13 protein-coding genes are annotated in these 13,036 nt (G+C 65.5%); 3 read left to right on the forward strand and 10 right to left on the reverse strand.

What is annotated here, in order from left to right; all coding sequences use genetic code 11:
* Nucleotides 1–6: 6 nt before the first annotated feature.
* The 6 genes from WP12_RS09490 to thyA form a co-directional block, all read right to left on the reverse strand.
* On the reverse strand, nucleotides 7–438 hold the full coding sequence (locus WP12_RS09490) for a DUF3035 domain-containing protein (RefSeq protein ID WP_046193463.1): 432 nt from the start codon (nucleotides 436–438) through the stop codon (nucleotides 7–9).
* Complete coding sequence (gene lspA / locus WP12_RS09495; RefSeq protein ID WP_046193464.1) at nucleotides 428–949, reverse strand: signal peptidase II; 522 nt, start codon at nucleotides 947–949, stop codon at nucleotides 428–430. Before lspA ends, WP12_RS09490 begins: the two co-directional genes overlap by 11 nt.
* A complete protein-coding gene (ileS, locus tag WP12_RS09500; protein WP_046193465.1) occupies nucleotides 942–3,842 on the reverse strand; it encodes an isoleucine--tRNA ligase in 2,901 nt (966 codons plus the stop codon). The genes lspA and ileS overlap by 8 nt, the downstream gene beginning before the upstream one ends.
* A gap of 62 nt (nucleotides 3,843–3,904) precedes the next feature.
* On the reverse strand, nucleotides 3,905–4,846 hold the full coding sequence (locus WP12_RS09505; RefSeq protein WP_046193466.1) for a bifunctional riboflavin kinase/FAD synthetase: 942 nt from the start codon (nucleotides 4,844–4,846) through the stop codon (nucleotides 3,905–3,907).
* A gap of 35 nt (nucleotides 4,847–4,881) precedes the next feature.
* Nucleotides 4,882–5,373, reverse strand: coding sequence for a dihydrofolate reductase (locus WP12_RS09510; protein ID WP_046193467.1), 492 nt, complete (start codon nucleotides 5,371–5,373; stop codon nucleotides 4,882–4,884).
* Nucleotides 5,373–6,302 (reverse strand): thymidylate synthase, encoded by a 930-nt coding sequence (gene thyA / locus WP12_RS09515; RefSeq protein WP_046193468.1) that lies wholly within the window; start codon nucleotides 6,300–6,302, stop codon nucleotides 5,373–5,375. The genes WP12_RS09510 and thyA overlap by 1 nt, the downstream gene beginning before the upstream one ends.
* A gap of 176 nt (nucleotides 6,303–6,478) precedes the next feature.
* Between thyA and WP12_RS09520 the strand changes: the two genes are divergently transcribed.
* From WP12_RS09520 to WP12_RS09530, 3 genes are read left to right on the forward strand one after another with little or no spacing between them, the layout of a single operon-like run.
* Nucleotides 6,479–7,270 carry an exodeoxyribonuclease III gene (locus tag WP12_RS09520; protein WP_046193469.1) on the forward strand — a complete coding sequence of 264 codons (792 nt, stop codon included), beginning with the start codon at nucleotides 6,479–6,481 and terminating at the stop codon, nucleotides 7,268–7,270.
* Entirely contained in the window at nucleotides 7,267–8,328 is a 1,062-nt protein-coding gene (gene ribA / locus WP12_RS09525; RefSeq protein ID WP_046193470.1) for a GTP cyclohydrolase II, read from the forward strand. Before WP12_RS09520 ends, ribA begins: the two co-directional genes overlap by 4 nt.
* On the forward strand, nucleotides 8,325–8,834 hold the full coding sequence (locus tag WP12_RS09530) for a L,D-transpeptidase family protein (RefSeq protein WP_046193471.1): 510 nt from the start codon (nucleotides 8,325–8,327) through the stop codon (nucleotides 8,832–8,834). Before ribA ends, WP12_RS09530 begins: the two co-directional genes overlap by 4 nt.
* Before the next feature lie 185 nt (nucleotides 8,835–9,019).
* On the opposite strand, the gene WP12_RS09535 is transcribed toward WP12_RS09530, so the two are convergent.
* Genes WP12_RS09535 through WP12_RS09550 form a run of 4 tightly spaced genes read right to left on the reverse strand, consistent with a single transcriptional unit; the run spans nucleotide 9,020 to nucleotide 12,918 of the window.
* Nucleotides 9,020–9,430 (reverse strand): MerR family transcriptional regulator, encoded by a 411-nt coding sequence (locus tag WP12_RS09535; protein ID WP_046193472.1) that lies wholly within the window; start codon nucleotides 9,428–9,430, stop codon nucleotides 9,020–9,022.
* 2 nt (nucleotides 9,431–9,432) lie between these two features.
* Nucleotides 9,433–11,154 carry a long-chain-fatty-acid--CoA ligase gene (locus WP12_RS09540; protein ID WP_046193473.1) on the reverse strand — a complete coding sequence of 574 codons (1,722 nt, stop codon included), beginning with the start codon at nucleotides 11,152–11,154 and terminating at the stop codon, nucleotides 9,433–9,435.
* 16 nt (nucleotides 11,155–11,170) lie between these two features.
* Nucleotides 11,171–12,481, reverse strand: coding sequence for an OmpP1/FadL family transporter (locus WP12_RS09545; protein WP_046193474.1), 1,311 nt, complete (start codon nucleotides 12,479–12,481; stop codon nucleotides 11,171–11,173).
* Nucleotides 12,482–12,513: 32 nt separating this feature from the next.
* Nucleotides 12,514–12,918 (reverse strand): DUF2147 domain-containing protein, encoded by a 405-nt coding sequence (locus WP12_RS09550; RefSeq protein WP_046193475.1) that lies wholly within the window; start codon nucleotides 12,916–12,918, stop codon nucleotides 12,514–12,516.
* Between the last annotated feature and the right edge of the window lie 118 nt (nucleotides 12,919–13,036).

Consider the following 13,036-nt stretch of genomic DNA (forward strand, 5'->3'; position numbering starts at 1 on the left):
CGCCTCTCAGTTGCCGAGCGTGACGCTGGCGTCCGCGCTGTTCGTCGCGGCGGCGGCGAGGATCGTGCGGGTGGTCGGGCCCTTGTCGACCATCACCTGACGAACTTCGGCGACCGAGGAGCGGATGCCGGGCTCGGGCACCGTCTTCGTCTGGCTGATGATGTCCTTTTCGGTCTGGCTCTTCGCCGGCTGGGTGTTGCCGAACATCGCCGACAGCGCCTGCTGGCCCGAATCGGCTTCCTGCGGGCGCGGTGCGCCGGGCTTTGGCGGGACCAGGACGAAATCGGGCGGAATGGTAAGCGGCGCGCGCTTCGACACCGCGAAGGCGTCGAGGCTCGAACGGCCAGCCATCACGCCGGGCCGGTCGCCCCGGCTGCTGCAGCCGGCGAGGAGGGCCGTGGCGACCAGCGCCGAACCGAGAAGCAACTTAGTCCGCATCGATATTCTCCGCAGGGGCTTGCGGCTCACGCGCCAGGAGGGCGCGCGCCACAAGAAGTACAACGCCAATGGTAATCGCGGCGTCCGCGACATTGAAGACCAAAAAAGGATGCCAGTCGCCGATATGCAGATCGAGGAAGTCGGCGACATAGCCGAGCCGCGCCCGATCGGTGATGTTGCCGATCGCGCCGCCCAGCACCAGACCGAGCGCCAGGACGTCGAAACGCGCCTTCTCCCGCCATATCCAGACGCTGACGCCCGCCGCGATGGCCGCCGTCACCGCGACGAGGATCCAGCGTTCCTTGTTCGACGATGCGACGAGGAACCCCATCGACACGCCATAATTTTCCACCCAGCGCAGGTCGAAAAAGCTGGTGATCGTGATCAGCCCGCGCTCGCGCAGCGCCAGCGGCCCCATGATCGCCCATTTGCTGAGCTGATCGAGGATGAAGATGATGGCGGCGATGCCATAGCCGAGCGGGCGATGACCGCCGCGAATCGGATCAGCCATGCACCACCGTCTCGCAGCGGTCGCACAGCGCGCCATCGCTCTTCACTTCGGGCAGGTGCCGCCAGCAGCGGCCGCATTTCTCATATTCGGTCTTCGTCACCTCGAACGCGATCGGATCGCTGCCATTCGCCATCCCCGCCACGGCAGGATCGCCATCGCAGACGGTGACCTTCGCGACGATGCCGATCTCGGCCATGTCGGCGGCGCGCAGCAGCGCGGCCTCTCCCGCCGAATAGCTCAGCGCGGTGACGTCGACTTCGAGGCTGGAGCCGATCACCTTCTCGCGGCGCAGCGGCTCGATTTCGCCGGTCAGCCTGGTGCGATATCGGCGCAGCAGCTCCCAGCGCATCCGCAGGTCGTCATTCGCCCAGCCGGCGTCGACTTCGGGCCAGGTGAGCAGGTGGACCGACCCGGCGTCGGGGAAGCGCGTGCCCCATACTTCCTCGGCGGTGAAGCACAGAACAGGCGCGGCGTAGCGGACCAGTGCGTGAAACAGGGTGTCGAGCACGGTGCGATAGGCGCGGCGCTTCAGGTCCGAAGGGGCGTCGCAATAGAGCGAGTCCTTGCGGATATCGAAGAAGAAGGCCGACAGGTCGTTGTTCGCGAAATCGACCAGCGCGCGGGCATAGCGGTTGAGCTCGAAGGCGGCGGTCGCGTCCTTGAGCTCGGCGTCGAGGGTCGCCAGCAGGTGGAGGACGTAACGCTCCAGCTCGGGCATTTCGGCGGGCGCGACCTTCTCGGCATCGGTGAAGCCGTCGAGCGCGCCGAGCAGATAGCGGAAGCTGTTGCGGAGCTTGCGATAGGCGTCCGATGTGGTGGCGAGCACCTCCTTGCCAATGCGGACATCCTCGAAATAGTCGGTCGAGGCGACCCACAGGCGCAATATGTCCGCGCCGCTCTCGTTGATGATCTTGAGCGGATCGACGACATTGCCCTGGCTCTTCGACATCTTGCGGCCCTGGCCGTCGAGCGCGAAGCCGTGGGTCAGCACGGCGTCATAGGGCGCGCGGCCACGCGTGCCGCAGCTTTCGAGGAGCGACGACTGGAACCAGCCGCGATGCTGGTCCGACCCTTCGAGATAGAGGTCGGCGCGGGTGCCCACGCCATAGCGCGCCTCGACAGTGAAGGCGTGGGTGCAGCCCGAATCGAACCAGACGTCGAGGATGTCGTTGACCGGCTCATAGTCGGCGGCGCTGTAGTCCGCGCCGAGGAAGTCCTGATGATCGGCGGTGAACCAGGCGTCCGCGCCGCCGGCCTCGAACGCCGCGACGATGCGCGCGTTCACGGCCGGATCGCGCAGATAGTCCCCGGTCTTGCTGTGGACATAGACCGCGATCGGCACGCCCCAGGCGCGCTGGCGGCTGATCACCCAGTCGGGGCGGCCCGCGACCATCGCGGTGATGCGGTTCTCGCCCTTCTCGGGCACCCAGCGGGTCTGCTTGATCGCGTCGAGCGCGAGATCGCGCAGCGTCGCGCCATTGCCCTGGCGCGCGCGGATCGATTCCTCCTCGGCGCAGCGCGCGGCGAGACCGTCTTCGATCGGCCGGTCCATCGGGATGAACCATTGCGGGGTGCAGCGGAAAATCACCTTGGCCTTCGAGCGCCAGCTATGCGGATAGCTGTGCCTGAAGTCGGCGCTCGCCGCGAGCAGCGCACCGGTCTCGGTCAGGTCGGCGCAGATCGGGCCGTCGGGGGCGTTGAACTTGGGATTGATCACCGATCCCTGGCCGCCGAGCCATTCCCAGTCGGCGCGATACTTGCCGTCGCCCTCGACCGCGAACACCGGATCGATGCCGTTCGCCTTGCACAGGAAAAAGTCGTCCTCGCCATGATCGGGCGCCATATGGACGAGCCCGGTGCCCGCGTCGGTAGTGACGAAGTCGTCACCCGCCAGAAATGGACGTAGTTTGGCGAAGAAGCCACCAAGCTGGTGCATCGGGTGGAGGGCTTTTGCACCCTCTAATGCCTTTCCAAGATACTGGAGAATATCCTGCGGGCCATCGGAGGTCGGATCGAAACCCCAACGCTTCATCGTGGCGGCTTGGCAGTCTCGCGCGATCAGATATCGAGCGCCATTGAAGGGAACGACATCATAAGCGATGGCCGAGCCATAGGCTAAAGCCTGATTGACCGGAATTGTCCAAGGTGTTGTCGTCCAGATGACGGCATACACCTTTTCACCCGCGTTGATGAAAGCTTGGATACCCGGCGCGTTCGGCGCTTCGACGATCTCGAAGGCCACATCGATCTGGGTCGATGTGATGTCCTCATATTCGACCTCGGCCTCGGCGAGCGCGGTCTTTTCGACCGGGGACCACATCACCGGTTTAGCGCCGCGATAGAGTTGGCCGCTCTCGGCGAACTTCAGCAGTTCGGCGACGATCGCGGCTTCCGACGCGTAATTCATCGTCAGATAGGGGTCATCCCAGTCGCCCTGGATGCCGAGCCGCTTGAACTGCTCGCGCTGCACACCGACCCATTTCTCGGCATAGGCGCGGCATTCGGCCCGGAACAGGACGGGATCGACCTCGTCCTTGTTCAGCTTCTTGGCGCGATAGGCTTCCTCGACCTTCCATTCGATCGGCAGGCCATGGCAGTCCCAGCCGGGCACATAGGGCGCATCCTTGCCGGTCAGCGACTGGCTGCGGACGATGATGTCCTTCAGCACCTTGTTCATCGCATGGCCCATATGGATGTCGCCATTGGCGTAGGGCGGGCCGTCGTGCAGGATGAAGCGCGGCTTGCCGGCGCGGTCCTGGCGCAGCTTACCATAGAGATCGTCCGCCGCCCATTTCGCGAGGATCGCCGGTTCCTTCTGGGCAAGGCCGGCCTTCATCGGGAAATCGGTCTTCGGCAGGAAGACGGTCGAGCGGAAATCTGGGGCGTCGGTCATCGTAGAAGCTTCAATCCATCAATCCATACGTATGTTTTATGCATACGGAATCGAGGGAGGCTCTAGGGCTTGGCCTCATAACCGGCAAGTATGCGCTTCGCCTCGATGCAATCCTTGTCCATCTGCGCGGTCAGCGCGTCGAGGCCGTCAAACTTCGCCTCGGGACGAATATAGGCGATCAGCTCGATCTCGACGCACTGGTCATACAGGCTCTCGGCGAAATCGAAGAAGTGGGTTTCGAGCAATTCCTTGGGCGGATCGAAGGTCGGCCGGATGCCGATATTCGCCGCGCCGTGCAGTACCCGTCCGTCCGCCAACAGCCCGCGCACCGCGTAAATCCCGTATTTCGGGCGCAGATAGCGGTCCATGTCGATATTGGCGGTGGGGTAGCCGATCGTCCGGCCGAGCTTGTCGCCATGCTGGACGACGCCCTGGATGCGATAGGGGCGGGTGAGCAGCCGCGCGGCTTCGGCGGGATCGCCCGCGATCAGCGCGTCGCGGATGCGGCTCGACGATATCGGGCCATGTTCGTCGCTGACCGGTCCGATCGCCTGCGCGGTAAGTCCCTGCGCCGCACCCAGCTCGGCCAGCACCGCGACATTGCCGCTGCGGCCCTTGCCGAAGGTGAAATCCTCGCCTGTCACGATATGCGCCGCGCCGGCCCGGCCGATCAGCCAGTCGGCGACGAAATCGCCCGCCGATACGTTCGCGAGGGTCTGGTTGAAATTGAAGACCAGCATCGCGTCCGCCCCTGCCGCGGCGAACAGATCGCCGCGCTGGTCGAGCGAGGTCAGGCGGAAGGGCGGAACGTCGGGCCTGAAATAGCGCACCGGATGTGGATCGAAGCTGGCGACGAGCACGGGCCGTCCAGCCGCGCGGCCATGCGCGATCGCCGCGCCCACGACCGCCTGATGCCCCCGGTGGAAGCCGTCGAAATTCCCCAATGCCACCACGCCCCCGCGCAAAGCCTCGGGAACGGGGTGGTCGCATGTCAGGCGATCCATGCCGCGCCTATAGGAAGTCGCGGGGGATGGCGCAATCAGCGCCGGCGCAGGGTGACGAAGGCAAAGCCCGGCTTTCCATCCGCCGCCACATGCTCCTCGCGCGCATCCTCGCGCCAGACTGCGGGATCGAAGGACGGCACGACCGTGTCGCCTTCGGGCGCGTCGTCGACCTCGGTCAGTTCGATCCGGTCGGCATGCGGCAGGAGGAGCGCGTAAATCTCCGCGCCCCCCACCACCGACAGCCGCCCGGCGGCCGCCGCGGCGATCGCGGCTTCGACGCTGTGAACCACCTCGGCCCCCTCGGCGCTCCAGCCCGCATCGCGGGTCAGCACGATATGCCGGCGGCCCGGCAGCAGGCCGGGCAGGCTCTCGAAGGTCTTGCGGCCCATCAGCATCGGCGCGCCCTGGGTAAGCGCCTTGAAATGCTTCAGGTCGGCGGAAAGGCGCCAGGGCAGGTCGCCGTCACGTCCGATCACGCCATTGCGGGCGCGGGCAAGGACGAAGACGATCTCGACGCTGCCGGTCATCACACCGCCACATCCGCTTTGATGTGCGGGTGGGGATCGTAGCCCTCGATCACGAAGTCATCGAGGGCATAGGCGAACATGCTCGACGGCTTGCGTGCGAAGCTGAGCCGGGGGAAATCGCGGGGCTGGCGCGACAGCTGTTCCTCGACCAGATGGCCGTGGTTCGAATAGACATGGGTGTCCGCGCCCATCCATACCAGCTCGCCCGGCTCAAGGTCGGTCTGTTGCGCGAGCATGCGGATCAGCACCGCCGCTTCGAAGATGTTGAACGGGAAGCCGAGCCCGAGGTCGCACGACCGCTGGTATAGGATGCCCGACAGCCGGCCGTTGGCGACATGATATTGATAGGTCATGTGACAGGGCGGCAACGCCATGCCGGGGAGTTCGGGGACGTTCCAGCCGGTGAAGATCAGCCGCCGCGATCCGGGATTGGCGCGGATCATATCGACGAGCTCGGCGATCTGGTTGATGCCCTTCTCCTCGCGCTTGTAGAGCCCCTCCTCGCCGGTGGGCGTGTAGCGCGGCCAGTCCACCCACTGCTTGCCATAGACCGGGCCGAGATCGCCCCATTGCCCGGCGAATGTCTGGTCCTCGACAATGCGCCGTTCGAAGGCGTCGCGGTCGATATCCTCGCCGGTCGCCTTGCGATATGCGTCGAGAGGCCAGTCGGTCCAGATATGGACGTTCTGCGCGACCAGCGGACGGATGTTGGTCTCGCCCGACAGGAACCAGATCAGCTCCTTGATCGCAGATTTCCAGAAGATCTTCTTGGTGGTGATCAGCGGGACGGTGCCGTCCGACAGATCGAAGCGCATCTGTACGCCGAACAGCGCGCGCGTACCCACCCCCGTGCGGTCGATCCGCTCGTCGCCGCCATACCAGGCCTTCGCCATGGCATCGAGATATTGCTGTTCGGGGTGCTGGCTCATGAGGGTTGAGGTAGCGGGCGGTGCGATGGCGTTCAACGCCTATCCGTCGTGCCGGCGAGGCTGACGTCTCTGGCGGAAAGGGCGGTGCATCTCCTTACGAGATACCGGCCTTCGCCGGCATGACGATATTGGGAGGTACTGGCGGAGTCGAAATCCGCTCGCTACATCGCCGAACCATGGCAAAGCTCAAGATCGCATCGTGGAACATCAATTCGGTGCGTGCCCGCATCGATATCGTGAAGCAGTTCTTGATCGAGCAGGAAATCGACATCCTCTGTCTGCAGGAAACCAAGGTGCGCGACGATACCTTCCCCTTCGGGATGTTCCGCGACATCGGGTACAGCCATTTCGAGATCAACGGCCAGCCGATGCACCATGGCGTCGCGATCATCTCCAAATTGCCGCTTCACGACAACGGCAAGCATGACTGGCAGGACAATGGCGAGGCGCGGCACATCGGCGTGCGGCTTGATTGCGGCATCCGGCTGGAGAATGTCTATGTGCCTGCGGGCGGCGACATTCCCGATCGCGCGCTCAACCCCAAATTCGGCCAGAAGCTCGATTTTCTCGAGCGGATGATCCGCTGGTCGGAGGAGCTCAAGGAGCCGACATTGCTGGTCGGCGACTTCAACATCGCCCCGCTCGAATGCGACGTGTGGAGCCACAAGCAACTGCTCAACGTGGTCAGCCACACCCCGATCGAGGTCGAGACGCTGAACCGGCTTCAGGCGAGCCACGACTGGGTCGATCTTGGCCGCCATTTCGTCCCCGCGCCGGAGCGGCTCTACACCTGGTGGAGCTACCGCGCGCAGGATTGGTCCGAGTCCGATCGCGGCCGGCGGCTCGACCATATGTGGGCGAGCCCTGAACTCGCGAAAAAAGCGACAAACCATTATGTCTGCGAGCCGTGCCGCTCGTGGATCAAGCCGTCGGACCACATCCCGCTGATCACCGAGCTCGACGTGTGAACGGCGCGCGCGATGCCGCCCGCGCGATCGATGCGCTCAAGCGCGGCTGGCCGGTCGCGGTGTCGGCTGGCGGCGGACGGCTGGTGGTGCTCGCGATCGAGACCGCCAATGATGTGAGCCTCGCCGATTTCGACGGCGCGCAGCCCGCCGACGTGCTGCTGTCGGCGGCGCGCGCGGCGACCCTCAATCTCGCGAACCAGCTTGAGGCGGCGAGCCCTTCCATCCCTGCGCTGGTCGCGCGGGTGCCATGGCTCGATTTGCCGACCGCGACCGCGCTCGCCGATCCGGTCCGCGATCTCGCCACCCCGCTGAAGGGCCCGTTCCGCGCCAAGCCGGTCGAAGCGCCCGAGGCAGCGACGGCGGCGTTACGCCTCGCGCGGCTCGCCGGTCTGCTGCCCGCCCTGTTCGTGCGCGGCGACGGCGCGGTGGAGGCCGAACTGGAGGCGTCGGCGCTCGACGATTATGAAGACCCCGTCCATCTCGTCATCGCATCGCAGGCGCGGCTGCCCGTCGAGGTGAGCGAGAAGGCCGAGATCGTCGCCTTCCGCCACACCGCCGATGCCGCCGAGCATGTCGCGCTGATTATCGGCACACCCGACGGCACCCCGCCGCTGGTTCGCCTGCACAGCGAATGCCTGACCGGTGACGTGCTGGGCTCGCTCAAATGCGATTGCGGGCCGCAGCTTGCGGGCGCGCTCCGCGCGATGACCCAGGGCAGCTGGGGCATTCTCCTCTATCTGCGGCAGGAAGGGCGCGGCATAGGCCTGATCAACAAGCTGCGCGCCTATGCGTTGCAGGATCAGGGCTTTGATACCGTCGACGCCAATCTGCGCCTTGGCTTTGGCGTCGACGAGCGCGACTTCCGGGTCGCGGCGCGGATGCTGACCTTGTTGGGGCAGCGCAAGGTGCGGCTGATGACCAATAATCCGAAAAAGGTCGAAGGACTCGAGGCAGCCGGTGTTGCGGTGGTCGAGCGGGTGCCGCACAAGATGGGTGAGAATCCCCACAACAGCGCCTATCTCGCGACCAAGCGCGACCGGACCGGCCACCAGCTGTGACCGAGGCCGTCCGCGTCGACAGCGCGGCGCTGACGCTGACCGGGCCCGACGGCACGACCGTTCGCTGTGCTATCGGACGATCGGGCGCGGGCCCCGCCACCGCCAAGCGTGAGGGCGACGGAATGACCCCGCTGGGCCGCTGGCCGATCCGCACCGTGCTGTTCCGCCCCGGTCATGCCGCCCCACCCGCCGGGATGAAATTGCCCTGGCGCTGGGTGCGCGATGACGACGGCTGGTCTGACGGTGCGGGCGATCCCGACTATAACCGCCCGGTGCGACACCCGCACGGCTTCTCCGCCGAACGGCTGGTTCGCGACGACGGGGCTTATGACGTGATCGTCGTGCTCGGCCACAATGATGCGCCGCCGGTCGATGGTCTCGGCAGCGCCATTTTCCTCCATTGCAGCGAAGGCCGCCCGACCGCCGGATGCGTCGCGGTGGAGAAGGACGCGCTGCTGGCGTTGCTGGCGCAACTCGCGCCCGGGGATGCGGTGGAGATCGTGTGAGCCGCCCCTCCTCCCGCATGCGGGAAGGGGGCGGGTTGGCGAGAACCGGTAAACCTATTTCTTTGCTGGCTTCACGGCGGTCACTTCGAGTTCGACGACATGCATCAGGTCGGCCACCCCTATGCGCAATTATTTTCCTGAAGAGAAATCGACCTCTGCGACGACGGGTCGCGGACGTGCTGGCGTCAGCCTGCCGCGGCGATCCGGTCGTGGCACTGCCGCGCGATGTCCTGAAGCTCGTGGAGCGTCTGGTCGACCGCCTCGCGTTGCGCGACCAGCGCACTCATGCGCTCGGAGACGCGTTCGAGCAGCCGCCGGGTCTGCGATAGATGCAGGCTGTCGGCATCGTAGAGGTCGAGGAATTCCTTGATCTGCCGCAGGCTGAAGCCGAGCCGCTTACCGCGCAGGATCAGCTGGAGTCGGCCGATCTCGCGGCGCGAATAGACCCGCATCGTGCCGACGCGCTGCGGCTCGAGCAGGCCCTTGTCCTCATAGAAGCGGATCGTGCGCGTGGTGACGCCCAGCTCGGTCGCGACGTCCTGGATGCCGCGCAAGGGTTGGCGATCGTCGTCGCCAGACAGGGCGCGCTTCGCCACGCTCAGTTTGCCGCTGCCGCTTTGGCCTTGGCGGCCTCTTCGGCAACAAGTTCCTTCTTGGACAGCTTGCCGATCAGCGTCTTCGGCAGGCTCTCGCGAATTTCCACCTCGCGCGGCATCTCGATCTTGGAGATGCGGGTCGTCAGGAATTCACAGAGCAGCTCGGGCGTCGCGCTCTGGCCGGGACGGAGCACCACGAAGGCCTTGGGGGCCTGGCCGCGATAATCGTCAGGCACCCCGATCACCACCGCTTCGAGGATGGCGGGGTGCTCGTACAGCGCTTCCTCGATCATCCGCGGATAGACGTTATAGCCACCGCAGATGATCACGTCCTTGATCCGGTCGACCAGGAACAGATAACCGTCGGCGTCGAGATAGCCGACGTCGCCGGTACGGATCGCGCCGTCGACGAAGACCTTCGCGGTCTCGTCGGGCTTGTTCCAATAGCCCTGCATCACCTGCGGCCCGCGCGCGCAGACCTCGCCGCGCTCGCCAACGGGCATCAGCTGGTGCGGATCGTCGAGGCCGCGAATCTCGATCGTCGTGCCGGGAAAGGCGATGCCGGCGCTGTTGTCCTTGATGATCCCGCCCTCGCACGGGTTGCAGGTCAGGATCGGCGAGGTTTCCGACAGGCCATAGCCCTCGACCACCTTCGCGCCGGTCAGCCGCTCGAACTCGGCGCGCACGTCGAACGGGAGCGGCGCGCCGCCGGAGACGCAATAGTCGAGATCCTCGAAATGGATTTCGCGCGTGATCGCGGCCTTGTTGATCGCGGTCAGCATCGTCGGCACCGCGAGCAGCTTGGTCGGCCGTGTCCGCTTCACCGTCTTCAGGAACTGATCGAGTTCGAAGCGCGGCAGCAGGATCATCAGCGCGGCGGTATCGACCGAGAAGTTGAGCACGGTGGTCAGCGCGAAGACATGGAACATCGGCAGCACGCCCATGATCCGGTCATTCTGCTCGGCGCCATGGCCGACATGCAAGGTCATCTGGCGGCAATTGGCGGTCAGGTTGGCGTGGCTCAGCATCGCCGCCTTGGGGACGCCGGTGGTGCCGCCGGTATATTGGAGCACCGCGACGTCATCGGGCGACAGCGGCACCGGACGGAATGGAGCCCGGCTCTCGGCCAGCGAACGGAAGGTGACGTGGCGGGCGTCATGCGGCCAGCGCGCGATATCCTTGCGCTTGAACAGGCGGTAGGCGATCGACAGCAGCGGCGGCAAGATGTCCGCCATCGGGCAGACGATGATCTTCTCCAGCCCGCATTCCCCGGCAATCGCCGCGACCTTCGCGTGGATGTTCGCGACGTCGACGACCGCCATCACCGTCGTCCCCGAATCGCGGATCTGATGGCGCAGCTCATGTTCGACATAGAGCGGGTTGAAATTGACGATCGTCGCCCCGCAGCGCAGCGCCGCGAAATAGAGGACCACGAAATAGGGGGTGTTGGGCAGGCACAGGCCGAGCCGCACGCCCGGGCCGACGCCCATCGCCTGTAGTCCGGCGGCGACATGATCGACCTGCGCGCCGATCTGGGCATAGCTCCAGCGCCGCTTCAGGAAATCGACCGCGGGCCGCGCGCCATGATCGCGCACCGCGGCATCGAGCATGTCGGTCAGCAGTCGCTTCGGTATCGGCGGGGGCGCTGGCACGCCCCCGCCGTCCGGGGTTGCGGCACCGCGACCAGGGGGGATGGGGTCAGTCACGGTGCCGTCTGGAGACATGTTCTTCCCTTCAGCCTCAGAAGCTCATCCGGCCGCCAAAGGCGAGGATGATAACGCTGGCGTTGTTGAGCCGTCCGTCCGGCAGAATGACCGTCTGCGCGGCGGTTCCGGGATAGAAGCCGCCGGGACGATCGATCGTAGCGTTCTTGAGGTCGATATAGCTGGCGGCCGCGTCGAGCGTGATCGATTCGGTGACCGCGAAAGAACTGCCGAGCGCGAAATTGATGCGCGAGGCGTCGGGCACGCGCGCATCGCGGAAGCCGTCCTGCGTCGGGGTCTTGTCGATCTGAACGCCGCCGCGCACCGTCACGGTCGGGGCGATGTCGTAATCGACGCCGATCGCATAGCTCCAGCTGTTCTTGTAGTTCTGGTCCAGTGCGGCGTTGACTGGCGCGCCGAGGCGGATCGCGTCGAACTTCTCCCAGCCCGCGCGGACAATCTGCGCGTTGAGGGTCAGTGCGTCGGTGGCGTGGAAACGTGCGCTCGCCATCGCCTGCCACGGTGTGCGGAAGCTGGCGGTGACGCCGTCGATCTTGCCGTTAGAGGCGGCTAGCGGGCCGAGCAGGCCAGCGGTGGTGATGCTGCCCTTCAGCTTGTGCTTGATCGACGACTTATAGCTGAAGCCCAGGTCGAGCATCTCGCTCGGGTGGAGCTGGATACCTACGCTATAGCCGAAGTCCCAGCCCTTGCCGCGCAGCGTCTGGTGTCCATCGGGCAGCAGCGGCGAGAGGTTGGGCAGCGAGTTGGAGAGCGACGCCTTGCTGTGCTCGGCATTGAGCGCGATGCCGATGCCGATGATCGGCGACGGCGCGAAGGCCAGCGTCGGCTGAAGGTCGAAGGTGGTCAGCTTGGTCTTGTCGGCGGTATAGCGCGCCCAGCTGGCGCCCTTGTAGTTGGTGGCGAAGCTGTACGGCGCAGTGACCGACAGGCCGACCGCCCATTGGTCGTTGAGCTTCCAGCCCACCGCGCCCGACGGCAGATAGCCCTTGTTGAGCGGGTCCTTCGACACCTGCTCGCCGCCGACCGGCGCCGGGGCCTGGCCTGGGCGGATGATGCGGGTGTTGACGTTGACGACGTCGCCCTTGGGCAGGATCGCGCTGACGCCGCCATAGACCGTGCTCGTCTCGTTGCCGGCGATCGCCGCCGGGTTCCACCACAGCGACGATGCGCCCTGGTCGGCGGCTTCGCCGGAAAAGGCGCGGCCGGCGGCGCGGACCGACTGTTCCTGCAGGTAGAAGGCCGAGGCCTGCGCCGCGCCCGCGCTGACCAGCGCGACGGTCGATGCCGCGCCCGCCAGGGCGACGCGCCGGAAATTGAAATTGGTCATCGGGATCGTTCCTCTCTTGTAATCGGTGCGTCTCAGCGCACGCGGGTCCAGGTCTGGTTCTTGCACAGCGGCACGAAGACGCAGCCCCTGAGCTTCAATGTGTTCGCATCGACGGGGGTGATGCGCGCGTCATAGGTCTTGCCATCCTCGGCGTTATAGATGGTGCCGCCGTCCCAGACGCCATTCTTGAGCGTGAAACCGCCCAGCAGCTGCACGCCCTTGAGGGCGCGGCCGCGCAGCTTCTCGTCCTTGTTCTTGACGTCCTTCAGCGCCGGATTGGCTGTGATGCCATCCGAGCTCAGTAGTTTTCCGCATAGCGATTGGCCGCAGTGCGTGATCTCTACGATGCCGTTGCGGGTTTCCGTTTTCCACCGGCCGACAACGGTATCGGGGCTTGCGGCCGCCGCCATTGCCAGGGCCATCAGCGTGATGCTCATCGCCTTCCATCCTCCTGCAAGCCGCCCGATGCTGCGCTCGGGTCGTGCTCTTCGATGCAGCATGGATTGCACAATTTTTGATTGACGTATAGGGTAATCATCCTACCTTTAAGATAAT

Origin of the sequence: Sphingomonas sp. SRS2 (genome assembly GCF_000971055.1) — a bacterium.
Taxonomy (GTDB): domain Bacteria; phylum Pseudomonadota; class Alphaproteobacteria; order Sphingomonadales; family Sphingomonadaceae; genus Rhizorhabdus.

Coding starts and splice junctions, on each gene's coding strand:
- WP12_RS09520 (WP_046193469.1), top strand. CDS start 6,479: ATGGCAAAGCTCAAGATCGCATCGTGGAACATCAATTCGGTGCGTGCC.
- lspA (WP_046193464.1), bottom strand. CDS start 949: ATGGCTGATCCGATTCGCGGCGGTCATCGCCCGCTCGGCTATGGCATC.
- WP12_RS09510 (WP_046193467.1), bottom strand. CDS start 5,373: ATGACCGGCAGCGTCGAGATCGTCTTCGTCCTTGCCCGCGCCCGCAAT.
- WP12_RS09545 (WP_046193474.1), bottom strand. CDS start 12,481: ATGACCAATTTCAATTTCCGGCGCGTCGCCCTGGCGGGCGCGGCATCG.
- WP12_RS09505 (WP_046193466.1), bottom strand. CDS start 4,846: ATGGATCGCCTGACATGCGACCACCCCGTTCCCGAGGCTTTGCGCGGG.
- WP12_RS09490 (WP_046193463.1), bottom strand. CDS start 438: ATGCGGACTAAGTTGCTTCTCGGTTCGGCGCTGGTCGCCACGGCCCTC.
- thyA (WP_046193468.1), bottom strand. CDS start 6,302: ATGAGCCAGCACCCCGAACAGCAATATCTCGATGCCATGGCGAAGGCC.
- WP12_RS09540 (WP_046193473.1), bottom strand. CDS start 11,154: ATGTCTCCAGACGGCACCGTGACTGACCCCATCCCCCCTGGTCGCGGT.
- ileS (WP_046193465.1), bottom strand. CDS start 3,842: ATGACCGACGCCCCAGATTTCCGCTCGACCGTCTTCCTGCCGAAGACC.
- WP12_RS09550 (WP_046193475.1), bottom strand. CDS start 12,918: ATGAGCATCACGCTGATGGCCCTGGCAATGGCGGCGGCCGCAAGCCCC.